Origin of the sequence: Afipia sp. GAS231 (genome assembly GCF_900103365.1) — a bacterium.
Lineage (GTDB): Bacteria > Pseudomonadota > Alphaproteobacteria > Rhizobiales > Xanthobacteraceae > Bradyrhizobium.
In genome coordinates, this window is the sequence record NZ_LT629703.1 from 3,399,242 (window position 1) to 3,422,870 (window position 23,629).

Below are 23,629 nucleotides of genomic sequence, written 5' to 3' on the forward strand. Positions count from 1 at the left end.
TGCCGGGAAATTCCGGACGACGGTAGGTCACCCGCCTTCGCGCGACAACCATGCGCGGGCCGCGGGCTTGCAGGATTGCCTTGCTCTCCCCTACCCCGTAGTTTGGCCCCGAGCCCTTTCAAAGAACAATAAATCCGGAGAGAACCCCCATGGCGCGCCTCAAATTCGGAGCCTTCCTCGCCCCGCATCATCCGATCGGCGAGCATCCGATGCTGCAATTCCGCCGCGACCTCGATTTCGTCGAGCAGATCGACGCGCTCGGCTTCGACGAGTTCTGGTGCGGCGAGCATCATTCCTCGGGCTGGGAAATGATCGCCTCGCCGGAAATGTTCCTCGCCGCCGCCGGCGAACGCACCAAGCGCATCAAGCTCGGCACCGGCGTGATTTCGCTGCCCTATCATCATCCCTTCAACGTCGCCCAGCGCATGGTGCAGCTCGATCACATGACCGGCGGCCGCGCAATCTTTGGTTCGGGCCCAGGCGCGCTGGCCTCCGACGCCCACACGCTCAACATCGATCCGATGACGCAGCGCGACCGTCAGGACGAAGCGCTCGGCATCATCCGCCGCCTGTTCAAGGGCGAGCGCGTCACCGCCAAGAGCGACTGGTTCGTCATGAACGACGCGGCGCTGCAGCTTCTGCCGTTGCAGGAAGAAATGCCCTGCGTGGTGGCGTCGCAGATCTCGCCGTCGGGCATGACGCTGGCCGGCAAATACGGCATCGGCATCATCTCGCTCGGCTCGATGTCGACGCAGGGCCTGATGGCGCTGCCAACGCAATGGGGCTTTGCCGAGGATGCCGCCAAGAAAGCCGGCACCACCGTGAGCCGCGCCGACTGGCGCGTGCTGCTCTCCTGGCACATTGCCGAAACCCGCGAACAGGCCGAGCGCGAGGCCGGCCCCGGGCTGATGCGCTGGCACAACGAATATACCGTCAAAACGTTGCAGCGGCCGGGCGTGGAGCCGTTCTCCTCGCCGGAAGACGCCATCGAGAAGACCGCCGGCGGTCCGGCCGCCGCCTCCACCATCGGCACGCCTGACGATCTCGTCAAAACCATCAAGAACCTGATCGACGTGTCCGGCGGCGTTGGCACCATCGTCGGCTTCGTCCATGACTGGGCCAATCCGGAAAACACCCGCCGGAGCTGGGACATGGTGGCGCGCTATGTGGTCCCGGAAATCAACGGCTATGTCCGAAAATTGCGCGAGTCGCAGACATTCCTGAGGGAGAACCGCGCGGTGTTCGAGCGCGCCGGCCAGGCTGTAATGGCCAAGATCATGGAGAACGAAAAGGCCGCAGCAGCGCTGCCGCTCACCGGCCCCGGACGGTTGGCGATCCCCGCCGTCAACGCGCCTGATTTGCAGAAGGCCGCGGCGAAGCAGAAGGCTTGATCGAAGCGGCCTTCAAACAAAAGCGGACGGCGCGGATGCACTCCGCGCCGTTTTCATTTGGTCCAGGGCTTAAGGCCTATTTCGCGTAATAATCCTGCACCGTCTCCCAGGCGACCGTCTGCAGGAATGCCGCCGTCGGCGGATCGATGCCGGCAAGATAGCTGTTGCCAACGGGCGAGCGGCCGGTGAGTGCCGCGAACGTCACACATGACGCCAGATAGGTTCCGGGCAGGCTCGGATGACGCTTGTCTGCGACATAGAGATTGAGTTCAGGCTGCTTTGCTATCGCGCGGGCGAAGGCAAGGCCGGCCGGGATCACCAGCGCGTTGTTGGCGTTGCCGGCGACCGTGTAGGCTTCGGCCAGTTGCGCCGTCATCTCGGGCTTGTCGGCATAGGCCCAGGACATGAAGAAGATCGGCTTGGCGCCATGGGCGCGGACGATGTCGCTGTTCTTTTTGGCGTATTCGGTGAATACCGATTTCAGCTTGGGATGGATCGGGCACTGGCTGCAATCCATCATGACGGCCGCGTCGGCAATCTTGTCGCGATTGTTGAAGACGACGTTGTTGTGGTCGTCGAACGAATAAGAGCCGATGGCATTGGGCCGGAAATAATTCTCGACGTCATGCCAGTCGAAGCCGGAACCGCCGATCGTAACCATGGTGGCGTGGTAGTCCTGCTTGTGCTCGGGATCGGCGGCTTTTTCCATCAGCGACACATGGCCGGGCAGGCCATTGTTGTAATAAAAGAAGCTGTTGCCGATGAACATCTCGGCCTTGGGGAAATCGGGTCCCAGCGTCGTCACGATCGGCTTGGTCTGCGCCAGCGCCGTCGAACCCGCCGATATCGCCACCATGGCGACAGCCAGCATCCGAAAGATTCCCGTCATTCCCGTTCTCCCTGACCGGTGTGATTTTTGGGCACTCTATCACGGCCTCGCGACTTTGTGACGCGATTTGGGTCTTCGCGCCGCGCTTTGCGGCGAGAGAACAAAGAGTTGTTTACCTCACCGGGCTATCACGCGCCGGCGCGGCAATATTGGCCCGCGACAAAGCCGCCATCCGGGTGGATAATGTTCGCGGCCCGAGTTAACCGGAGCAATTGCCATGTCGATGCAGTCTGTGGCTTCCCCCGCCTATACGTTCACCCCGCCGCGGCGCAATTCACTGACGCATATTCCGGGTGACGAGGGCTGGCCGCTGATCGGCAAGACGCTGGAAGTGCTCGCCGACCCCAAGGGGCAGGTCGAGCGGCAATCCGCCAAATACGGCCTGTGCTATCGCAGCCATCTGTTCGGCGAAACCAGCCTCGTCATGCTCGGGCCCGACGCCAATGAGCTGGTGCTGTTCGACCAGGCCAAGCAGTTCTCCTCGACGCTCGGTTGGGGCCGCATTCTCGGCCTGTTGTTTCCGCGCGGCCTGATGCTGCTCGATTTCGAGGAGCATCGCCTGCACCGGCGCGCGCTGTCGGTGGCGTTCAAGTCCGGCCCGATGAAATCCTATCTGAGCGAGCTCGACACCGGGATCGCGGCGCGGGTGGCGCAGTGGAAGGCCAAGCCGGGGCCGATGTTGTTTTACCCCGCGATGAAGCAGCTCACGCTCGATCTCGCGGCGACGTCCTTTCTCGGCGCCGGCATCGGCCCTGAGGTCGACGAAATCACCAATGCCTTCGTCGACATGGTGGCCGCCTCGGTCGCGGTGATCCGCAAGCCGCTGCCCGGCACGCCGATGGCCCGCGGCGTCAGGGGCCGCAAGCGCATCGTCGCCTATTTCTCCGAACAGATCCCGATCCGCCGCGCCAAGGGCGGCGGAGACGACCTGTTCTCGCAGCTTTGCCACGCGACCCACGAAGACGGCGCGCTGCTGACGACGCAGGATATCGTCGATCACATGAGTTTCCTGATGATGGCGGCGCACGATACGCTGACCTCGTCGCTGACGTCGTTCATCGGTGAACTGGCTGCGCACCCCGAGTGGCAGCAAAAGCTGCGCGACGAAGTCTCCAGCCTCGGCATTGCCGCGGACGCGCCGACCAGCTTTGACAATCTCGAAGCCATGCGGCTGACTGAAATGGCTTTCAAGGAAGCGTTGCGATTAAAGCCGCCGGTGCCTTCGATGCCGCGCCGGGCGGTTCGCGATTTCACCTTCAAGGGCTACGCGATTCCGGCCGGCACCATGGTCGGCGTCAACCCGCTGTTCACCCACCACATGCCTGATGTCTGGCCCGAGCCTGAAAAATTCGATCCGCTTCGCTTCACCGACGAAGCGCAGCGCAACCGCCATCGCTTTGCCTGGGTGCCGTATGGCGGCGGCGCGCATATGTGTCTCGGTCTGCACTTCGCCTATATGCAGGCCAAATGCTTCGCGCGGCATTTCCTGCAGAACCTCAGCGTCTCGCTGGAGCCCGGCTACAAGCCCGACTGGCAGATGTGGCCGATCCCGAAGCCGCGCGACGGACTGCGGGTTGTGATCAAGCCGGTGTAAGCTGCAGAGCCGGCATATCGATGCCGACCACATCGATGCCGTCGGCCCGCCCGCGGATCGGGAGCTGCCCCAATTCGCGAACGGGAAATGGCGGCGCTGAACCGAATTGCTCCATCGCCGCGCGGGACGCGAGAAAGCCGCCATCGACGTTTCGGCTGAGTTCTTCCAGCCGCGCTGCCGTGTTCATGACATCCCCGTTGAAGACGATCGCGCGTTTGACGTCGCCGATCTCGCCGACGATCACCGGCCCGAAATGCAGACTGCCGCGAATCCGGGGCACCGCGCCAAATTCGCGTTCAAACTGCCCGGCCGCACGCGACAGATCCTCCCGCATCGCTCCGAAACAACGTAGCGGACGGCAATCGACCGTCCCCGCGCGTTCCCGCCATGTCACAATGATTTCGTCGCCGATATAATTGAGCACCTCGCCGCGGTAATCCTCGACCGAAACGGTTAGCAGACGAAAGGTCCGATCGAGAAAGCGGTGAATACCAACGCCGCCGAGCTGCTCGGCGAGCCCTGTCGATCCCGCAATATCGACGAACAATACGAAGCGATTCTCCTCTACGGGCGTATGATAGCGTCCGGTGATGAAGTTCAGGAACGCCCGGCCACCGATCAAGTTCGTGATGCTGAAAACGAGGTTGAAAAGAACCGATATGACGGCCGAATAGATAAAGCCGTACCAGTATGCCGTACTGGACATTACCCGCGGCAGTCCAGCCACGGCCTCGCCGAGCTGAAGCCATTGCAGGATACCGATGATCGTGACGTAAATGACGCTCCTGATGGCCAGGTTGACGGTAAAGGAAAGGCCGTTGAGCCAGGCGCGCATTAGCCCGTCCAGCACGAACAGTTCGATGGCGGCGAGCGTCCCGCTCATCATCACCCCGTAAGTGACGCCCACGACGGCCAAACCACCTTTCGGGAGGTTAAAGGCGAGCCCCGCGATTGCGCCGCCGGCCACGACCACGGCAAATGTTCGCAGTCTTCTTTCCAGTCCCGCATTCATCCCGACCACTCCGCGCCGCGTCGGCCCGATCATACACCTGCCAGATCGGCATATCGGATTTCATTCGCAAGCGGCGGTACGCCGGGAGGTTGCTATTCCACGAACGTCGTGAGCTGCGCGCCTTCGTCCGCCACGAACACCGCGATCAATTCCGCCGGCTCGGTGTTGCTGGCATTGGCCGAGACCAGATGCGTGGCGCCGGGCGGCTCGAAGAAGGACTGGCCGACCTTGAAGGTCTCGACCGGGCCGCCGGCGAGCTGGGAGCGGATTTCGCCCTTGGTGATATAGGCAGTGACGGAGCCGGCATGCCGGTGCGCGCGGGTAAAACCGCCGGGACCGTAGAACACCCGCACGATCGTCACGCGCTTGCCCGGCACGTTCGGCAGCGCGTGGGAAGAGATCGGCTCGACGGTATCGAGCGTTGAGCCGGCCGGATCGCTGGAGGCACAGAGCGGTTCGATGACCGCCGAGATCGCGTCCATGGTCGACGGCAACGCCTTGCCGATCACGACGGCGCAAGCGAGGCCGGCGATGACGGCGAGATAGAAGGGACGGGAGTCGGCTTGTTGTTTGAAGATCGCGGACATTTTCTTCTCCCTTCAATGTCGATTTTTACGACCGTCATTCCGGGGCGATGCGAAGCATCGAACCCGGAATCTCAAGATTCTCAGATGCGCAATTGCGCATCGTAGTTCGTTTCGCGCGCCGGAATGACGACGTTCCCTACCCCGCGCCCTGATCGAACGCCTTGCGCAGCGCGACATAGCCCTGCTGCTGCTGGCTCCAGTTGCGGCCGCCGGTGATCGCGCCATCGACCACCAGATCGTGGCCGTTGATGAAGGAGGATTCGTCGCTGGCGAGAAATACCGCGGCGTGGGCGATATCCTCAGGTAAGCCGGCGCGCGGAATCGGCTGCGCTGACTTGTAGACCTCGCGCATCACCGCCGGGGTCCTTTCGGCGGCTTCCACCGACAGGCCCAGCGCCTTGCCAAAGATGCCGGTCGCGATCGCGCCGGGTGAGATCGAGTTGACGCGAATATTGGACTCGCCGAGTTCCATCGCCGTGCACTTGGTGAGATGGATCACCGCCGCCTTCGCTGCGCCATAGACCATCGACGACGAAAAGCCGGCCAGCCGGCCGGCGATGCTGCCGTTGTTGATGATGCTGCCGGAACCTTGTTTGCGCATCTGGGGCGCTGCGTGTTTCATGCCGAGCATCACGCTGCGAACCAGCGTCGCCATCGCCGCATCGAAACGGTCGACCTCAAGCCCCTCGATGCCGCCGGTCTGCGCCGGACCGCCGGCATTGTTGAACAGGCAGTCGATGCGGCCGAATTTTTCGACCGACAGCGCGATCAGCGCCTGCATCTGCGCTTCCACCGTAACGTCGGTCTGGCGAAAAACGCAGGTAGCGCCGAGCTTCTTGGCCAGCGCCTCGCCCTCCGGCGCGCGGCGCCCGGCGATCACGACTTTCGCGCCCTCGGCGACGAAGATTTCCGCGGTATGCAATCCGATACCGCTGGTCGCGCCGGTGATTACCGCGACCTTGCCGTCCAGCCGTCCCATGTCGTCATCTCCCGTTGATCGTTAGAGCCAATATTCCCGTCCGCCGCCAACAACGCAAGCGAGCTGGTTCCAGGCCGGATCATCCGCCGCCATCGGCTTGCTGCGCCCGATCAAGGTGAAATCCCGGATTTCCGTCAGGGTCGGCCTTATTTTGGATTCGCTGATCACGTGAAGTGACAACAACGATGACGAAATTGATCAACGAGTTCAGGCACGGCTGGCAGGGAATTTCCCAACCCTCGCCGCTTTTCAGCATGGGTTTTGCGGTGTCCTGTCTGGCGCTGGCGACCGTGGCGCGGTGGGGATTGGCTCAGCTCCGCCCCGATGTCTTCTTCACGCCGTACTTCCCGGCGGTATTCTTTGCGACCGCGGTCGGCGGATCGCGGATCGGCATCGGCGCCGCGATCGCGAGCGGCATGCTCGGCGTTATCATCAATTTCAGCGGCGCTTTGGCCGATTCCGCCAGGTTTGCCCTGTTGCTGATCTTCTGGGCGGTTTGCGGCCTCACCATTTGGGGGGTCGAGCACTACCGGACGATCGTGGCCCAGCAACGCGAGATCGCAAAACGCCTGATCGAGGAAGAGGAATACCGCAAACTCGTCGTCGACGAGTTGCAGCACCGGCTGAAGAACAAGACATCGACCATCCACGCCGTGCTGCACCAGGTGCTGCAGGACCAGCCGCAGATCTGGGACAGCATCGATCACCGCATTCGCGCACTGTCGGCGACCGACGACCTGATCGCGCGGGTCGACGGCAGCGGCTGCGATATCAAGGACTTGCTTCGCTCCGAGCTTGGACCTTACGGCCATGTCCGGTTCAATCTGAACGGCGATCCGCTGTTTCTTCCGGCCAAGCTGGCGGTCAGTCTGGCGCTGATCTTTCACGAATTGGCCACCAATGCCGGAAAATACGGCGCGTTTTCCTCCCCGCGCGGGATGCTGCAGGTGTCATGGTCGGTGTCGGACGATCGCCTCAACGTAACTTGGGACGAGACCGAGGGACCTTCGATCGAACAGATCGGAGCGGATGGCTTCGGCACCCGGCTGTTGCAGTCGGCACTGCGCGCGTTCGACGGCAAGACCGAAATCAATTTCCTGAAGACCGGGGTCCACTGCGCGATGCAGTGCCATATTCCGGCGGACTGAGCGCGGCTGCGGTTCTGGCCGGAATTGCTACAACAAACACGCGAACCGCAACTCCAATCGCAAGCCCAGGGTGAGGCGCATTGACGTTCTGTTAATGACGATCGACGCGACTTGTTTTGAATGCGGCGACCAGCGTCCCCGTCATGGCTTTTCCCGGTTCCACTTAACGAAAGCTATATGGGACTTTGCCAATCTCGGTCGCCATGCACAGTGCCAACAAACATGCCTTTCAGGCGGCCGCGATCGCGGCCGAGAATGAAAGCGCCATCGACTCCGAACTGAACATCCTGCGCGATGTTTTCAGGCTGCTCCCGGCCGGCGTGACGGTTCAGGACGAGCGCGGCGAATTCCTGCTGGCGAACGATGCCGCCATGACTTTGTTGCAACCCACTTTGCTGCAGATGACGGCCGCCGAGCCGGCGCCATCACAAGCCGGCGACCGCCGCGAAACCTGCCTTGAATTGCTCCGCTCCGGCCGCGCGGCGGTTCTGGAGGAGGCCGTTACAAGCGGCCAGACCAAACAGATATTTCTGACCTCGCACCGGCCGGTGCGGATCGCCGACCGCAACTTCCTGCTGTCGAGCTCCGCCGACATCACCGAGCAGAAGGCGTTCGAGGATCAGCTGTTCCGCTCGGCCTACTACGACGAACTGACCGGCCTGCCGACCCGCCGCGTGATCGAACATCGCGTCAACAGCCTTTTGCAGCGCGACGACGGACAGGGTCATTTCGCGCTGGCGTTTCTCGACGTCGACAATTTCAAGCACATCAACGATTATTACGGCCACACCATCGGCGACTCACTGCTGGTGGAAATGGCCAAGCGGCTTGGGCTGGATCTTCGCGAATCCGATATCCTGTCACGGATCAGCGGCGACGAATTCGTGCTGCTGTTGAACCCGATCCAGAGCGAGAGCGAGGTCGCGGAGTTCATTGCCTTCATCCTGCAGCGGATGAAGGCGCCGTTCTTCATCGACGATTCCGAAATCTTCGCCTCGACCTCGATCGGCGTCAGTCTCTATCCCGAACACGGGCGCAGCTATGACGTGTTGCGCCAGAACGCCGACATCGCGATGTACCGCGTCAAGAACAGCGGCAGGGGAGCCGCGGCATTCTTCGATTCCAGCATGGAACGGGAGGCGCAGGCGCGGACCAAGGTCGAGCAGTCGCTGCGACTGGCCATCCTGGAAAAGCGCTTCTGCTGCGCATTCCAGACCAAGGTCGACATCAGGACCAAGGAGGTCAAGGGTATCGAGGCGCTGGTGCGGTTGAGGGACGACGAGGGCGTGATTCAGGCACCGGGCACCTTCATCAATCTGGCCGTCGAACTCGGCCTGATCGACGAACTGACCCATCTGGTGCTGGCCGAGATCGTCAAATCGATCGACCTGATCAACGAGACCTTCGGACCCGACACCACGATCAGCATCAACGTCGCGGCCAAGCAGGCCGGCAATTCCGAATTCATGCGGCCGTTTGCCCAGGCGATCGAGGCCACCGGATTTCCGAAGCGCTTCATGGTCGAGGTGACCGAAGACGCCTTCGTCACCAAGACGCATTTCCAGGACGAGATCCTGCCGATTTTCCGCAGACTTGGCGTCGGCATTTCGATCGACGATTTCGGCATCGGCTATTCGTCGCTGTCGGCGCTGGCCGACATTACCGCCGACGAGATCAAGATCGACCGCTCCTTCATCACCGACATCCATAAGCGCCCGCGGAGCCAGGGTATCTTGCGCGCGATTGAATCCCTGAGTGAAGCACTCGGCATGACCGTGGTGGCCGAAGGCATCGAAACCTTCGAGGAACTGGCCTATCTGCAGGCCGCGACCAAGATCCGCTACGCGCAGGGCTATTATTTCTCGAGGCCGATTTTCCTGGAAGACCTCAAGCCGGCGATCCCGCTTGCCAGCGAAGCGCGCGCCAGCCTCAGTAGCCGCCCGGCCCAGGAAAGCCGCCCGGTCTATTCGCGTAGCGGCGGCTATCGGCGCTGATGTTGGACAGTTACCGCCGTCATGGCCGGGCATGACGGATCATGTCACTTCGTCAGCACCGGCAGCGGCTTCACGCTGTCGTTGGGCGATCCGGCCTGCATGGTGATCAGCGTCATCGAGACCAGGTCGTAGTAACCGATGATGCCCCCTTGGCCGTTGGGGCAAGCCGGCAGCCTCATGGCCGGCGCGCCCGGTTGAGCCTTTAAGTCTTAAGCCTTGGGTAACCGGTTTTCCTAACCGCTTATGACATCCTTACATTGTATGCATATTCCCGGGAGAAGGGGGAATGCGCGATCTCTTTCATTACGTGCGGGGCATCAGCTCCCGGGCCCGGGCGGTCGGACGGCATCTGGCCGCGACGATCCGGGGGCCGGTGCTGTGGCTGACCTTTTGCGGCGGCCTTCTGGTCGCGGCGATCTTCGCCGGCACCATCATGATGACCGCCGAATTCCGCGAGCGCGCGCTGGTCAACGGCGAGCGCGAACTGGAGAATACCGTCCAGTTGCTCGCCCGCCACTTCGACGAGCAATTCGAGGATTCCGACGCGATTGCCGCCGATACGATCGCGCGGCTGCGCATTTCCGATATCGATTCGCCCGTGATGTTCAGGTACCGGATCGCGAGCGTCGATGCGCAGGAGATCCTGAGGTCTAAAGGCGGCGCGCTGTCGTATCTGGGCGACATTTCAATTTTCGACTCTGACGGCGCGATCATCAGCTGGTCGAGGCCCTCACCCCCGCCCAAGCTGGACATTTCCGGCCGTGCCTACTTTCAGACTTTCAAATCCGATCCCTTGGCGCCGTCGATCCTGACCGAGGCGGTGCCAAGCCTGATCAATGGCAATCTGAATACCGTGATTGCGCATCGACTGACGGGGGCCGACGGGATCTTTCTCGGCGTCATGACGCGGCGCATCAATCCCGCCAACTACGAAAAATTCTTCGCCACCATTGCACTCGGAAGTGGCGCCACCCTTTGCATGTTCCACAACGACGGGACATTGCTGACCCGCTATCCGCGCGTCGACGCGATGATCGGGCAGAAGTTCAAGAACGCGCCGCTGCTGGAGCGCGTCCAGACCCGCGGCGGCGCCCAGACGCTACGCATGATGAGTCCGATCGATGGCACGGACCGGCTTGGCTCCGCGGCGCCCCTGGAGCATTTCCCGGGGGTCGTGATCGCGACCAACACGGTCTCGGCCGCGCTGGCCGACTGGCGCGCGCAAACCAGATTCCTGGTTGTCGCCGCAGCGCTGTCGGCGATGGTGGTCGCAGTTATTCTGTTTCTGATCATCCGGCAGATCACCCGGCAGAGCCGTGAAGCGCAGCAACGGCTGGAGTCGGAGCGGCGCCAGCTCGACACCGCGCTGAACAACATGATCCAGGGCCTGGTGATGTACGACGCTTCGGGGCATGTCGTCACCTTCAACCGGCGCTACATCGACATGTTCGGGCTGTCGAACGAGATCGTGAAGCCGGGCGCGCATTTGCGCGACCTGATGCAGCACCGCAAGGACACCGGATCCTTCTCTGGAGACGTCGACGAATTCTGTTCCAGGATCATGCAGAACATCGCACGCGGCAGAATGGACCAGACCACCATGCAATCCGCCGACGGAAGCTCTTACCTCGCGATCAGCAAGCCGCTGGCGCATGGCGGCTGGGTCGCCACGATGGAAGACATCACCGAGCGCCGCAAGCTCGAACAGGAACGCGACCGCAACCAGGCCTTCCTGAGCGAGATCATCGATCACATTCCTTCGCAGATCACGGTGAAGGGCGTGCAGGATCGCCGCTATCTGCTGGTCAACCGCGTGGCCGAGGCTCAGTTCGGCATTTCGCGCGACCTCATCGTCGGCAGGACGGCTTTCGAGCTGTTTCCGAAGGCCGGCGCCGACACGATCCTGGCCGACGAGGAGAAGGCGCTGCAATCCACCGACGGCCTGTTCAAGGACGAGCACGCCTGGGAAAGCCAGGCCAAGGGCACGAGCTACATCACCTCCAAGCGGCTGGTGATACGCGACGCCGCGGGCGAACCCAGCTACATCGTCAATGTCGTCGACGACGTCACCGAACGCCGCAACGCCAACGAAAAGATCGCGCATCTCGCGCATTACGATGCGCTCACCGACCTGCCCAACCGGGTGCTGTTCCGCGAGCAGATCGAGCGCGAGCTGCAGAACGCCATTCGGGGCGAACAGTTCGCCCTGCTCTACATCGACATCGACGAATTCAAGGGCATCAACGACTCGCTGGGACACCATGTCGGCGACGAATTGCTGAAAGCCGTCGCGGCGCGCATCAGGGGCTGCATCAAGCCGACCGATCTGATCGCTCGCCTCGGCGGCGACGAATTTGCCGTGATCCAGACCGCCGTCGGCGACCGTGCCGACGTGGTGGAATTCGTGACGCGAATTCACGAGGCGATCCGCCAGCCCTATCAGTGCCTCGGCCACCATCTGTCGACCGACGCCAGCATCGGCATCGCGCTGGCGCCGCAGGACGGCACCGAACTCGACCAGTTGATCAAGAGCGCGGATCTGGCGATGTACGGCGCCAAGGCCGAAGGGCGCCGCACCCACCGCTTCTTCGAGCCGGCGATGGACGCCCGCGCCAAGGCCCGGCTCACCATGGAGCAGGATCTTCGTCAGGCGATGATCGATGGCGGCTTCGAAATCCACTATCAGCCGCTGGTCGATCTCGCGAGCAACGAGGTGAGCGGCTGCGAAGCGCTGCTGCGCTGGCGGCATCCCGAACGCGGCATGGTGTCGCCGGCGGAATTCATTCCGCTCGCCGAGGACACCGGCCTGATCAACGAACTCGGCGATTGGGTGATGCAGACCGCCTGCGCCGAAGCGGCCGCGTGGCCATCCCCGATCCGGCTTGCGGTCAACGTCTCACCGGTGCAGTTGAAATCCTCCACTTTGGCCTTGCGGATCGCCCGCGCGCTCGCCGCCTCAGGGCTGTCGCCGGACCGGCTGGAGATCGAAATCACCGAGGCCGTGCTGATTCATGATGACGAAACCGCACTCGCGATCCTGCATCAGCTCCGCGGCATCGGCGTGCGCATTGCGCTCGACGATTTCGGCACCGGGTTCTCGTCATTGAGTTATCTGAAACGGTTCCCGTTCGACAAGATCAAGATCGACCGCTGTTTCGTCAGCGACATCGAGGTCGACGGTTCGGCGGCGATCGTGCAGGCGGTGGTGAACATCGCCACGGCACGCAATATGACCACCACCGCCGAAGGCGTCGAAACCGAGGCGCAGCGCGAGGTGTTGCGCAAGCTCGGCTGTACCCAGATGCAGGGTTATCTGTTCAGCCGGCCCAAGCCGGCCAGCGAGATCCGCCCGCTGCTCGGCGTTTCCAGCGAAAAGGCGCGCGCTTCGGCCTGAGCCGCCGGTCCGGTCATCGCAAACCTTACGCGGCCCAGCGGCCGCGGTTGTTCTCGGCGAGAATGGGCCTGATCAGTCGCCCAAAGCGCTCGGCCTCCTCGTCGTGCAGATAACCGGACAGGCAGAACGAATGGCAACCGGCATCGATGAATTGCTGCAGCGTTTCGGCGCATTGGGCGGGATTGCCGACCACGGCGATACCCGCACCTGGGCGGACCTTGGTGATCCCGGTCCATAGATGCGGCAGCAGCAGGTCGCCGTGTTCGCGGGCGAGCTGCTGCACGCGCTGGTTCGCCTCGGACCTGTTGTAGAGCGTCTTCATCTCCTGCTTCTGACGCTCGGTGGCGTGGCGCACCAGCCGGTCCGCGGCCTCCCAGGCATCCGCTTCATCTTCACGGCATATCACCTGCAACCGCATGCCGAAGCCGATATCGTTTTCGCGGCCATGTGGGCGCGCCATCTGCCTGATCTCGGCGATATTGGACGCGATCTTTTCCGGCAGGTCGCCCCAGAACAGATGCACGTCGGAATGCTTGGCCGACAATTCCCAGGCCTGACGCGAGCCGCCGCCGAGATAGAATTTCGGAAACGGCTGCTGCAACGGGCGCGGCCGGATATGGGCGCCGGACAGCTTGTGAAACTTGCCCTCGAAGTTGAGCGGGCCGCGCGTGGTCCACAGCGCCTTGAGGATCGAGACTTCCTCCTCCATCAGGGCGTAGCGCTCCTCCTTGGGATAGCGCACGCCCTCGCCTTCGACTTCGCTTTCATTCTGGCCCGCGATCAGGTTGACGCAGATCCGTCCGCCCGACATCTGGTCGAAGGTCGAGATCATCTTCGCCAGCAGCACCGGATTGATGTAGCCGGGCCGCGCCGCGATCAGCGGCTTGATGGTCGACGAACGCGCCGCCATGAAGGCGCCCGATATCCAGGCCTCCCAGCACGTCGAGCCGACCGGGATCAGGAGATATTCGAAGCCGGCCTTTTCCGCCGCCTGCACCACGCGGTCGCAAAGTTCCGGAGAGCCGGCAATCTGCGCCTCCATCAAGCCGTATGCGGTGGTGTCGCCATGGGTGGGCAGGTACCAGCCGAATTCGAGCGGACGCATGAACGCTTCTCCCCGGGCGTGCCTGTCGCTTGATCGTCTTATGACAGGTTCCAGGGAGGAGTTTAACGGCTGCGCCGGCCGCGGCAATCCGGTTCACGGCGCCGCACGGTTCTGATTTGTATCAATGCGGCCTCCGGCGTATTCTGATTTCCATCCCGTCCTTGCCAGATAGAGATTACAGCCATGTCCCCGGTCTCATTGCTCCTGAATGTTCTCTGGATCGTGCTTGGCGGCGCGTGGATGGCGTTCGGCTGGCTGGTCGCCGCCGTCGTCATGGCGATCACGATCGTCGGCATTCCCTGGGCGCGGGCCGCATTCAACATTGCGGCCTACACGCTGTTCCCGTTCGGCTCCCGGGCGGTGTCGCGTGCGGTCTACACCGGACAGGAGGATGTCGGCACCGGTCCGCTCGGCGTCATCGGCAACATCATCTGGCTGGTGCTGGCGGGATGGTGGCTGGCGCTCGGGCACGTCATCACGGCGGTCCTGATGGCGGTGACCATCATCGGCATTCCCTTTGCGTGGGCGCATCTGAAGCTTGCCGGCATCGCGCTGTGGCCGATCGGCAAGGTTATCGTCCCCGCGTGATCTAAATGGGAGATCCAGCCGAGGCCACCTTTTCGGGCGGCTTCAGCCGCTCGAATTCATCGTCGCTGATCTCGGTCTGACCGACCAGCACGCTGCAGCGCAGGCGCTTGACCAGGTAGCTGCCGATCGAGCCGAACCAGCGCGCCAGCGGCCCTTGCGGGCGATGACCGACGACAACGAGATGGGCGCCGATTTCCTCGGCGACTTCGGCTATTTTCTGGCCGGCGTCGCCGACCTCGAGACGCGAGGTGGGGGAGAAGCCCAGCGCCCTCAGGCGGTCCGCGCCTTCATTCAGGATGGCCCGGTAGTCCTCGGTCTGCAGCTCGATCGGTATCGTCAGCCCGGCCTCGGGCGTCATGATCGAGGAAACCTCGACGACAGCCAGCAGAAAAACCTCGGCCCGGCAGAGCTGCGCCAGCTTCGCACCCTCGCGCAACGCACGCCGTCCCTCAACGGATCCGTCATAGGCGAGAAGAACCTTCTTATACATCGGACGTCCCCATCGATGGTGAGAAGATCAACGCGCCAAGCCTAGCACCAATTGGCCGGAACGGATGCGTTTTTTGGCAGGAAACGCGCCCCGAATAGTGCCACCTTAGTCGTCCCCACCCCCGGAAGGGCCGTTGCCCCTGCCGGGCCAATCGGCTAAATGATGCCCTGTTGCACCCGTAGCTCAGCTGGATAGAGCGTTGCCCTCCGAAGGCAAAGGTCACACGTTCGAATCGTGTCGGGTGCGCCATATTTCATCGTTACGCCGGGCCGCCGCGGGCTCCCGCCAAAAATATCGAAAACAACCCCATGCAAAGTAGCCGGGCGGTCGCCGGAACCGGCGCTTTGAGCCGATACTTGACACGTCGGGCAAATCAGCGGCACGACTTCATCATCGCAAAATCCGTTAAAGCGACCATGGGCGCGCAACGGCCGCGGTTCGGTGACGTCATGCGAAACTCCCTCACCTATGATTGGACGCTGCATCGTGACAGCTTCAATGCATCGATGGGATCATATTCCGCGAGGGTACACCATTGAGGACGAGCTGCCGATGGAAATTGAAGGCAGCCAGCAGGTGAAAGGCGGGCGGCGGCTCGTCGTCGAGCCGTGATTCACAATAGTTTGGTGCACTGTCACCGTAATTTCCGCGCCAAGTTCAAGTTCCGGGCCCTGTCTAGATTGCGGGTCTGGGCCAGCGCGGCCGCGCTCGGCAAGAGGGCCGACGCAAGGTCGGTCCCGGTGAAATCGGCGCCGGCGAGATTGGCGTCGGATAAGTCGGCTCCCGCAAGGTCAGCGTGGTTGAGATCGCAATTCGCCAAATTCGCGTTCTGCAGCTTCGCGAATTCGAGATCGGCGCGCGAGAGATTGGCGCCGTTCAGATCCGCATTCCTAAGATCGGCGGATTTGAGTACGCCACGCATCAGGCCCATCGATTGGTTGCGCATGTCAGCGCTCAAATCGGCGCCCGCAAGCTTGGCCCCGATCAGGCTGGCACCGGAAAGATCTGCGGTTATGCGAGCGCCGCTCAAATCGGCGCCGCCAAGCCTGGCGCGCTGCATCTGTGTGCCGAGCAGCGATGCCTTTGCGAGAGACGCCTCCGTCAAATCGGCGTCGATCAGCCAAGCCTGGTTCAGGATGGCCCGATCGAAGCGCGCGCCTTTAAGGCTGGTCCCGATGAACTTTGCGAGGCGAAGATTGCCGCCGGAGAAGTCGAGGCCCGAGAGATCGAGGTGCGAGAGCCGCTTTCCTTGCAAATCTGCAGAGCGTTGGCCCGCAGCGTCTTGAGGCGCCGCCTTGAGAAGCGCCTCGACCTCGGCGCGCGTCATCTCCGATGTCGACATTTCGGGACTGTTGAGATCGACGCTGCGCAGCATGTCCTGCGACACGGCGTCAATCGGATTGACCAGCAGCGCCGTCATCGACACAAGAGCAAATGCGAGACGAAACAGCATCGCCGTCTCTCCGCTTTCCAGTAGCCCGGTATTGTCTCTTGCATTTGGTCGGGTTGGTCGCACCGTCAGGTTGGCTGGTCGAGGTGCGCCTCCGGCTCATGCCAGAGTATGAAACCCGATCATGATCCTGGCAATGCTCGTGACCGCCCCGTCCGAGGCAAAAGCTGCCCGCGAGGGCGAGGTGCCAGATCGCAGTCCTGGCGATTTGGAGCGCGCAACCAGGACGCTGCATCATAGGGCTACGGCAAAACAATAGTGCCCATCTTCATCGGCCGTGGTGCGCCATTTTGTTGCGGCGAAGACCTTGCCGGCCTATGCGCCTTCACGCGGGGTGTCTCACTGTGACGCCGTAGCTCTCGCCCAAAAATATCGAAAACAACCCCACGCAAAGCAGCCGGCGACCGCCGGAACCGGCGATTTGAGCCGACACGCGACCCGTCGGGCAAATCAGCTGCACTTTTCAATTATCGCAAAATGAGAACGGCTACCGCGCTGCCCGGTTTGGCAAGCACTCGCGGAAGGATTCCACGCACCCGCTTAACGATGAGACAAGGACGGCAGCGCGTCACACCGCGCTGGATCCGCCCACCACGATCTTCTCGTTCAGCTTCTGATCGACGATATCGACGGTGCGGTCGATCTCGGCGCTGGCCGCGCCGAGCTGATGCGAAATCAACTTCACCAGCAGGTCGACCCGCTCGATGAAGGGCGCGCCGCTGGCGACGGCCCGGGCCGCCGACGACGGCTTGAGCAGGCTTTCCGCCGCCTTGGCGTATTTCGCGAACGGCACCTGATCCTGCGGATCGGCGCCCAAACGCCGGGCGACCGAGTCGACATGGTCATAGATCGATTGCGACAGCTTCAGATCGCCATGCACGGCATCGCGGATCGACTGCGGCTCGTGCGGGGTGATGCAGCGGTAATTGCCGGTCAGCAGCATCGACCACTTCGCCAGCGGCACGAACAGCGAATCGAACACCTTGAGCTTGACCGGAACGTCGTGGCCGTCCAGCCGCACCGCGTCGATATCGGCTTCGAGTTCGCGCAGCAGCTTGTTGTGCGCCGCGTCCTCGAATATCGAGGCCTTGAAGTTGGTCGGCAGGCCGACGTGAAGCACGTTCGCGGCCTCTTCCGGCGGGCGGAACGCCTGCGGATCGGGCGAGCACAGCGACACCAGCCCCGGCGTGAAGCGCTCCCACACCTGGGCGTTGGTATAGGCCTCTTCCAGATCCATGCCCGCCAGCGCCGGGATGCGCTTCAGATAGGGCAGTGGCGGCATGTTCATGATCGACAGGCACGGCAGCTTGGCCGCGGCGATCTTGACCATCAGCACGCGGACGGAGTGGTTGGCGTATTGCGGCTCCTGCATCGCCAGGCAAACCAGATCGTAGCGGGACACGTTGACGTCCTGAGGCGTAACCGCATCGAGTTTGCCGGGCAGGTCGCGCGAGAAGATGGCGCGGTGGACGGCTTCGTCGCGCAGCTTGATGCGGACTTCGGTGCCGTCGCGGTTGATCAGTTCGGCGGTCTTGCTGCGGCAGACCAGCGAGACGTTATGACCGGCCATCAACAGCTTGGTCGCCAGCAACGAGCCGTACGAGGCCCCAAGGATCAGAATGTTACGCGCCATGATCTCTCTTCCAAAAACAGAGCTCGATTTTCAGTGCCGGAATTTTCAAGGTCACCCCAAACCTACCGGAAGTCCGCCAAAGGTCCGCGTGGGCCGCGGAACGAAAGAGGTCGGGACTGACGGTCCAGGACTGGCCCCACCACGAGGGTACCGCCCGGTCAGTTCAGGAGTTGGGCGCGTTTATCGCAAATTGCGAGGCAGTACAATCGTACGACCGTTCTCGTTTTATCCCGCCGGATACCTGCGTGCCGCTTGCCGCGGTGGCGAAGCGAAGCGGCGATATTGCCCATTTCTGCCGAACGTGGCACGGCAGTGCTCAACGCCCCCTAAGGACGGTGCGGCAAGGAGTGAGTAGCAATGGCTGAAGCCGATCTCGACGTCATCATCCGGCAAATCGCAAAGGCGCAGAGCAAGAGCGTGATGGCGGCCGCCAAGAAGCGGCGCGGCCAGATCATGGCCCGCGCGGCCAAGGCCAAGACCAGGGAAGCCCGGGATCAATTCCGGCTGGTCGCCAAGAGCACGATGCTGCTCGGCGCCGCCGCGGCCAAGCGGCTGCAAATCTCGGCCGAGAACACCGCCGACAGCTATGCCCGGGCGATCAAGAACGCCGAGGAAGAGGCGGCTGAAGCCGCGAAGAAGGCTGCGGCCGCGAAGAAGCCGGCCAAGAAGGCCAAGAAGACCGCGAAGAAAGAGGGCTGACAGCCAGTCATTCTCCGTCATGCCCGGCCTTGCCGCCTTCGCTAAAGCTTCGGCGAGCCAGACAGACAAGGCCTTGGCGTAGCCGGGTGCCGGGCATCCACGTCCTTCTCTTTTGCAAAACAAGACGTGGATGGCCGGGTCAAGCCCGGCCATGACGACAGGGGGGGGGTCCGTTTTCAGTCAGACCACCTGGTCGCTCAAGCCGGCCTGGCGCCGCGGTAAATGCCGCGCTCGAACTGACGATAAACGTTCAGCGCACGGCGGTCGGCGAATGGCAGGATCTGCATCATGATCACGCCGGCGATGCGCGACGCCGGATCGATCCAGTAATAGGTGTTGTAGAGACCGGCCCAGGTCTGGCTGCCGGCCGCACGGCCCTCGCGGACCGGATCGATGTTGATCATGCCGGCAAGGCCCCAGCGCAGGCGAATGCCTGGAAAGAAATCAACGTCATTGGACAATGCCGGACTGGTCGTCCTGAGGATTCCGGCGGCGATGTCGCCGATCTGATTGGTGGACATCCCCTCCACGGTCTGTGGCCGGAGAATCCGTTTTCCCGGAAGCCCGCCACCGTTCAAGATCGCCTGCAGCAAGGTCAGGTAATCCGGCGCGGTCGACTTGATACCACCGCCGCCGGAAAACTCTTTCGGCTCGGCCTGCTTCACCAGAGGCTGCGCCGCGAGTGTTCCGTCCGGTTTGCGAATGTGCAGGTTGGCCTGACGCGCGCGCTGCGCGTCCGTGGTCGCGTAGGCCGTGTCGCGCATGCCGAGCGGATCAAGGATATTGTCGCGAAAATAGCGATCCAGCGTTTGGCCGCTGACGATTTCCACCAGGTGCCCCACCCGGTCGAGACTGCCGCCATAGGCCCATCGCGTGTCCGGATCGAACATCAGCGGCGTGCGCGGCAGCGCCGGATCGTTGCGGGCTATCTTGCCGTAGCGAAGGACGTTCGCGTCCCACAATTGATAGCTGAAGCCGGAGGTGTGGGTCAGCAGTTGGCGCAGCGTGATCGGCTTTCGCGCAGGCCGCAGTTGCGGGGTGCCCTTTGCATCGAAGCCGTCGAGCACTTGCGGCGCGTCGAGCGTCGGATCGATTCGTGCTGCGGGTTCATCCAGCGTCAGCTTGCCGCGTTCGACCAGTTGCATGGCCGCGACGGAGGTCAGCAGTTTGGTCATCGACGCAATAGCAAAGACGGTGTCGAGCGACATCGTCGCAGACGTGCCTTTCGCCCGAACGCCGAACGCGCCCTGGTAGATCACGGAGTCTTTCGTCGCCGCCATGGCGACGACGCCCGGCGCGTCGCCGGCATCGACCCGCGCCTTCAGGATGGCGTCGATGTCGGTGGTGCGAGGGGCAGCGGCAATGGCCGGCGCGGAAACGCGGGGAAGCGCGCTCGCAGCGGCAACGGCTCCCGTGAACAACAGCGTGTCGCGCCGGCTGAGCCGCATCGCGTTTCCCCTGGTTTTTATTTGGGCATGATCTCTCCGGAAAACCGGTACCCACTTTTCCGGATCATGCTCTAACGAACCCCGAGCATTTCCTTCAGCTTCATCACCGCGCTGTCGGGCGTGGTCAGCACCGGACGTCCGGTTGCCGCGGCGACCTGTTCCGCCGCGGGCGCCATGCTGTATTGAGCGAGCGCGATCAGGTCGCAGTCGCGCAGCTCCTTGGAGGCTTCCACGACCAGACGATCATGCGTGGCGCGGTCGCCGCGGTCGAGCGCGGCCATGGCGCCTTCCGCGAGTTTTGGAACGATCTGGATCGAGGGTGGAAACTCGCGCGGCATCGACGCCAGGGTCGGCGGGAACGACGACAACAGGCCGATCCTTTTCCCTTTGGCGGCGGCCTGTTCGATCATGGCCTCGTTGGGCTTGAGCACCGGCATCGGCGCATGCGCGCGGGCGACGGCTTCGATGCAGGGGCCGAAGGCCGAGCAGGTGAACAGGATCGCGTCCGAACCGGTACCAACAGCGTAACGCCCGAGCCCGAGGAAGCGCTCGGTCATGGCGTCGGAAAGCCCGCCGTCGCGCGCAAGGTCGGCCGACAGGCTGTCGTCCATCAGGTTCATCAGCCGGGCTTCCGGCCAAAGTTTCATGAATGAGGCCTCGATCGGCACAATCGAATGCTTCAGGGCATGGACGAGGGTGATGCGCATGTCGGCATGTAATGGCGGCGGCGCAGCGGGTGTCAACCCGTTGCGCTATTAATGGGCTCGTCATTCCGGGGCGCGAAGCGAACCCGGAATCTCGAGATTCCGGGTCTGGTCCTTCGGACCATCCCGGAATGACGGGCTTCTCAGCTCGTCAGCTCACTTGAACGGGAGGGCGTACATCAAGCCGCCCTTGGTCCAGGTCGCGTTCAGGCCGCGTTCGAGCTTCAGCGGGCTCGCTTTGCCCACATTGCGTTCGAACATCTCGCCGTAATTGCCGCCGGCCTTGATCGCCTGCAGCATCCACTTGTTGTCGAGGCCAAGGCGCGATCCGAGATCGCCGGCGGAACCGAGCAGGCGCTGGATCGCGGGTGTCGTGGACTTGGTCATTTCGTCGGCATTGGCAGCGGTGACGCCGAGTTCCTCGGCCTCGATCAGGCCGTAATGCAGCCAGGCGATGATGTCGGTCCAGACGTCGTCGCCGCCGCGGGTAAACGGCCCGAGCGGCTCCTTGCTGATGGTCTGCGGCAGGACGGTATAATCGGCCGGATTTTGCGCCTGGGTGGTGACCGAGCCGGCGAGCGCCGAAGCATCCTGGGTCATGGCATCGCAGCGCCCGCCAAAGAAGGTCTGCAGCATCGTGTCGGTGCGATCGAATACCAGCGGCTTCCACTCGATTCCGTTGGCGCGGCCGTAATCGCCGAGCGTCACCTCGTGGGTAGTGCCCTGCGCGACGCACACCGTGGCGCCGTTCAGCCCCTTCAAGTCCTTGACGCCGCTGTCGGCGCGCACCACGAAGCCCTGGCCGTCATAGAAATTGACCGGTCCCTGCCGCAGGCCGAGCGTGACGCCGCGCAGATAAGTCTGCGTGGAATTGCGGTAGAGCACGTCGATTTCGCCGGACTGCAACGCCGTGAAGCGGTTCTGCGCCGTCAGCGCGACATAGCGCACCTTGCTGGCGTCACCGAGCACGCCGGCAGCCAAAGCCCGGCAGTAATCGACGTCGAGCCCCTTGTAATTGCCCTGGGAGTCCGGCGTGGAAAATCCGGCGAAGCCGGCGCTGACGCCGCACACCAGCGTGCCGCGCTGCTTGATCGTATCGAGCGTTGCCGCCGACGCCGCCAAACTGCACGTGGCGAGCAAACCTGTAGCGATGAAAATTCTCTTCATTCTGCTCCTCCTAATGACCAATACTTTTCAACGCAGCGTCGACGGCCTGGCCAAGCCGGTCAACGATCATGTCGATATCCTCGGATGTCGAAATATAAGGCGGCGCCAGCAACACGTGGTCGCCGCGGCGGCCATCCGCCGTTCCGCCCGCGGGATAACAGGCAAGGCCACGCTCGAAGGCGGCCGCTTTGATCCGCGCGTTGAGTTTGAGCGCGGGATCGAACGGTTCACGGCTGGCGCGATCGGCCACCAGTTCGATCGCCTGGAACAGGCCGCGTCCCCTGATATCGCCGACATGCCGGTGATTGCCGAAGCGTTCGGTCAGCCGCCGCTCGAGCTGGCCGCCGAGATCCTTGACCCGCTCGAGCAGGTTTTCGTCATCGATCACGCGCTGCACTTCCAGCGCCGCCGCACAGGCCAGCGGATGCGCCAGATAGGTATGGCCGTGCTGGAACGAACCCGAACCCTGCCGGATGGTGTCGATGATGCGATCGCTGGCGAGCATCGCGCCGATCGGCTGATAGCCGCCGCCGAGGCCCTTGGCGATGGCCTGGATATCGGGCGCAATGCCTTCCTGCTCCCACGCATGGCGCGTGCCGGTGCGGCCCATGCCGCACATCACCTCGTCGAGAATGACGAGCGCACCATGCCTGCGACAGATCTCGCTGACGGCGCGGAAATAGCCTTCCGGCGCCGGCACGCATCCGGCAGTGGCGCCCACCACGGGCTCGGCGATAAATGCCGCTACCGTGTCGGGGCCGAGCCGCTGGAATTCCGCCTCCAGTTCGGCGGCCAGCCGGGCGACGAAATCCGCCTCGGACTCGCTGTCGTGTTTCTCATGGTAGGCGAAAGCCGGCGTCACATGGCTGAACGCCTGCGACAACAACGGCGCATAGGGCTCGCGCCGCCAGGCGTTGCCGCCGGCGGCCAGCGCGCCCAGCGTATTGCCATGATAGCTCTGGCGTCGCGCGATGAAGCGCTGGCGCTGCGGCTGACCACTCTCGATGAAATATTGCCGCGCCAGCTTGATGCTGGCCTCGATCGCTTCCGAGCCGCCGCTGACGAAATAGGCGTAAGCCAGGCCGCCGGGCTCATCGCCGACGATTTTTTCGGCCAGCGCCTCGGCCGGCTCCGACGAGAAGAAGCCGGTATGGGCATAGGCCAGCTTCGAGGCCTGCCGGGACATCGCTTCGAGCACGCGCGGGTGCTGATGACCGAGACAGGACACGGCGGCACCGCCGGACGCATCGAGAATACGCCTGCCATCCTCAGCGATCAGCCAGACGCCCTCGCCGCCGACGGCTTTCGGCGGGGTTTCTCGCAGACTACGGTGCAGCACCCGGCTCTTGGCGGCCAT

Annotated in this window: 20 protein-coding genes and 1 tRNA gene; 8 read left to right on the forward strand and 13 right to left on the reverse strand. The window is 63.0% G+C overall.

Annotated elements, in window-relative coordinates; genetic code table 11:
• Nucleotides 1–149 precede the first annotated feature (149 nt).
• Entirely contained in the window at nucleotides 150–1,391 is a 1,242-nt protein-coding gene (locus BLS26_RS16080; protein ID WP_092512674.1) for an LLM class flavin-dependent oxidoreductase, read from the forward strand.
• A 76-nt stretch (nucleotides 1,392–1,467) separates the two neighbouring features.
• Here BLS26_RS16080 and BLS26_RS16085 read toward each other — a convergent pair whose 3' ends face one another.
• Nucleotides 1,468–2,280, reverse strand: coding sequence for a DUF4886 domain-containing protein (locus tag BLS26_RS16085; RefSeq protein ID WP_092512676.1), 813 nt, complete (start codon nucleotides 2,278–2,280; stop codon nucleotides 1,468–1,470).
• 217 nt (nucleotides 2,281–2,497) lie between these two features.
• Between BLS26_RS16085 and BLS26_RS16090 the strand changes: the two genes are divergently transcribed.
• Nucleotides 2,498–3,874 (forward strand): cytochrome P450, encoded by a 1,377-nt coding sequence (locus BLS26_RS16090; protein WP_092512678.1) that lies wholly within the window; start codon nucleotides 2,498–2,500, stop codon nucleotides 3,872–3,874.
• Here BLS26_RS16090 and BLS26_RS16095 read toward each other — a convergent pair.
• The 3 genes from BLS26_RS16095 to BLS26_RS16105 all read right to left on the reverse strand — a co-directional run bounded on the left by BLS26_RS16095 (nucleotide 3,861) and on the right by BLS26_RS16105 (nucleotide 6,452).
• Nucleotides 3,861–4,886, reverse strand: a complete 1,026-nt coding sequence (locus BLS26_RS16095) for an adenylate/guanylate cyclase domain-containing protein (RefSeq protein ID WP_092518112.1) — start codon at nucleotides 4,884–4,886, stop codon at nucleotides 3,861–3,863. The two genes, BLS26_RS16090 and BLS26_RS16095, sit on opposite strands and share 14 nt — an antisense overlap.
• Nucleotides 4,887–4,978: 92 nt before the next feature.
• Nucleotides 4,979–5,473 (reverse strand): cupin domain-containing protein, encoded by a 495-nt coding sequence (locus BLS26_RS16100; RefSeq protein ID WP_092512680.1) that lies wholly within the window; start codon nucleotides 5,471–5,473, stop codon nucleotides 4,979–4,981.
• A 136-nt stretch (nucleotides 5,474–5,609) separates the two neighbouring features.
• Nucleotides 5,610–6,452 (reverse strand): SDR family NAD(P)-dependent oxidoreductase, encoded by an 843-nt coding sequence (locus BLS26_RS16105; RefSeq protein WP_092512682.1) that lies wholly within the window; start codon nucleotides 6,450–6,452, stop codon nucleotides 5,610–5,612.
• A 185-nt stretch (nucleotides 6,453–6,637) separates the two neighbouring features.
• On the opposite strand from BLS26_RS16105, the gene BLS26_RS16110 reads away from it, so the two are divergent.
• Both BLS26_RS16110 and BLS26_RS16115 read left to right on the forward strand, forming a co-directional pair.
• Nucleotides 6,638–7,600 (forward strand): sensor histidine kinase, encoded by a 963-nt coding sequence (locus tag BLS26_RS16110; RefSeq protein ID WP_092512684.1) that lies wholly within the window; start codon nucleotides 6,638–6,640, stop codon nucleotides 7,598–7,600.
• 203 nt (nucleotides 7,601–7,803) lie between these two features.
• Nucleotides 7,804–9,594 (forward strand): bifunctional diguanylate cyclase/phosphodiesterase, encoded by a 1,791-nt coding sequence (locus BLS26_RS16115; protein WP_092512686.1) that lies wholly within the window; start codon nucleotides 7,804–7,806, stop codon nucleotides 9,592–9,594.
• A gap of 44 nt (nucleotides 9,595–9,638) precedes the next feature.
• Here the strand turns inward: BLS26_RS16115 and BLS26_RS37060 are convergent, their stop codons facing one another.
• Nucleotides 9,639–9,773: a hypothetical protein gene (locus BLS26_RS37060; RefSeq protein ID WP_256385928.1), complete on the reverse strand. Its 135-nt coding sequence runs from the start codon at nucleotides 9,771–9,773 to the stop codon at nucleotides 9,639–9,641.
• Between the two features lie 107 nt (nucleotides 9,774–9,880).
• Between BLS26_RS37060 and BLS26_RS16120 the strand changes: the two genes are divergently transcribed.
• Complete coding sequence (locus tag BLS26_RS16120; RefSeq protein ID WP_092512688.1) at nucleotides 9,881–12,988, forward strand: EAL domain-containing protein; 3,108 nt, start codon at nucleotides 9,881–9,883, stop codon at nucleotides 12,986–12,988.
• 25 nt (nucleotides 12,989–13,013) lie between these two features.
• On the opposite strand, the gene BLS26_RS16125 is transcribed toward BLS26_RS16120, so the two are convergent.
• Nucleotides 13,014–14,093, reverse strand: coding sequence for an LLM class flavin-dependent oxidoreductase (locus BLS26_RS16125; protein ID WP_092512690.1), 1,080 nt, complete (start codon nucleotides 14,091–14,093; stop codon nucleotides 13,014–13,016).
• A 183-nt stretch (nucleotides 14,094–14,276) separates the two neighbouring features.
• On the opposite strand from BLS26_RS16125, the gene BLS26_RS16130 reads away from it, so the two are divergent.
• Nucleotides 14,277–14,681, forward strand: a complete 405-nt coding sequence (locus tag BLS26_RS16130; RefSeq protein ID WP_092512692.1) for a YccF domain-containing protein — start codon at nucleotides 14,277–14,279, stop codon at nucleotides 14,679–14,681.
• A 1-nt stretch (nucleotide 14,682) separates the two neighbouring features.
• Here the strand turns inward: BLS26_RS16130 and BLS26_RS16135 are convergent, their stop codons facing one another.
• Complete coding sequence (locus BLS26_RS16135) at nucleotides 14,683–15,171, reverse strand: universal stress protein (RefSeq protein ID WP_092512694.1); 489 nt, start codon at nucleotides 15,169–15,171, stop codon at nucleotides 14,683–14,685.
• 172 nt (nucleotides 15,172–15,343) lie between these two features.
• Here BLS26_RS16135 and BLS26_RS16140 point away from each other — a divergent pair.
• Nucleotides 15,344–15,420, forward strand: a tRNA-Arg gene (locus BLS26_RS16140).
• Nucleotides 15,421–15,805: 385 nt separating this feature from the next.
• Here the strand turns inward: BLS26_RS16140 and BLS26_RS16145 are convergent.
• Nucleotides 15,806–16,624 (reverse strand): pentapeptide repeat-containing protein, encoded by an 819-nt coding sequence (locus tag BLS26_RS16145; RefSeq protein WP_092512696.1) that lies wholly within the window; start codon nucleotides 16,622–16,624, stop codon nucleotides 15,806–15,808.
• Between the two features lie 565 nt (nucleotides 16,625–17,189).
• Nucleotides 17,190–18,254, reverse strand: a complete 1,065-nt coding sequence (locus tag BLS26_RS16150; protein ID WP_092512697.1) for a ketopantoate reductase family protein — start codon at nucleotides 18,252–18,254, stop codon at nucleotides 17,190–17,192.
• 357 nt (nucleotides 18,255–18,611) lie between these two features.
• Here BLS26_RS16150 and BLS26_RS16155 point away from each other — a divergent pair, with 357 nt between their 5' ends.
• Nucleotides 18,612–18,953, forward strand: coding sequence for a hypothetical protein (locus BLS26_RS16155; protein ID WP_092512698.1), 342 nt, complete (start codon nucleotides 18,612–18,614; stop codon nucleotides 18,951–18,953).
• Nucleotides 18,954–19,150: 197 nt separating this feature from the next.
• Here the strand turns inward: BLS26_RS16155 and BLS26_RS16160 are convergent, their stop codons facing one another.
• The 4 genes from BLS26_RS16160 to BLS26_RS16175 all read right to left on the reverse strand — a co-directional run bounded on the left by BLS26_RS16160 (nucleotide 19,151) and on the right by BLS26_RS16175 (nucleotide 23,629).
• Nucleotides 19,151–20,401, reverse strand: a complete 1,251-nt coding sequence (locus BLS26_RS16160) for a serine hydrolase (RefSeq protein WP_092512700.1) — start codon at nucleotides 20,399–20,401, stop codon at nucleotides 19,151–19,153.
• 71 nt (nucleotides 20,402–20,472) lie between these two features.
• Nucleotides 20,473–21,108 carry an aspartate/glutamate racemase family protein gene (locus BLS26_RS16165; protein ID WP_092512701.1) on the reverse strand — a complete coding sequence of 212 codons (636 nt, stop codon included), beginning with the start codon at nucleotides 21,106–21,108 and terminating at the stop codon, nucleotides 20,473–20,475.
• Between the two features lie 153 nt (nucleotides 21,109–21,261).
• A complete protein-coding gene (locus BLS26_RS16170) occupies nucleotides 21,262–22,272 on the reverse strand; it encodes an amino acid ABC transporter substrate-binding protein (RefSeq protein ID WP_092512703.1) in 1,011 nt (336 codons plus the stop codon).
• A 10-nt stretch (nucleotides 22,273–22,282) separates the two neighbouring features.
• Nucleotides 22,283–23,629 (reverse strand): aspartate aminotransferase family protein, encoded by a 1,347-nt coding sequence (locus BLS26_RS16175; RefSeq protein ID WP_092518114.1) that lies wholly within the window; start codon nucleotides 23,627–23,629, stop codon nucleotides 22,283–22,285.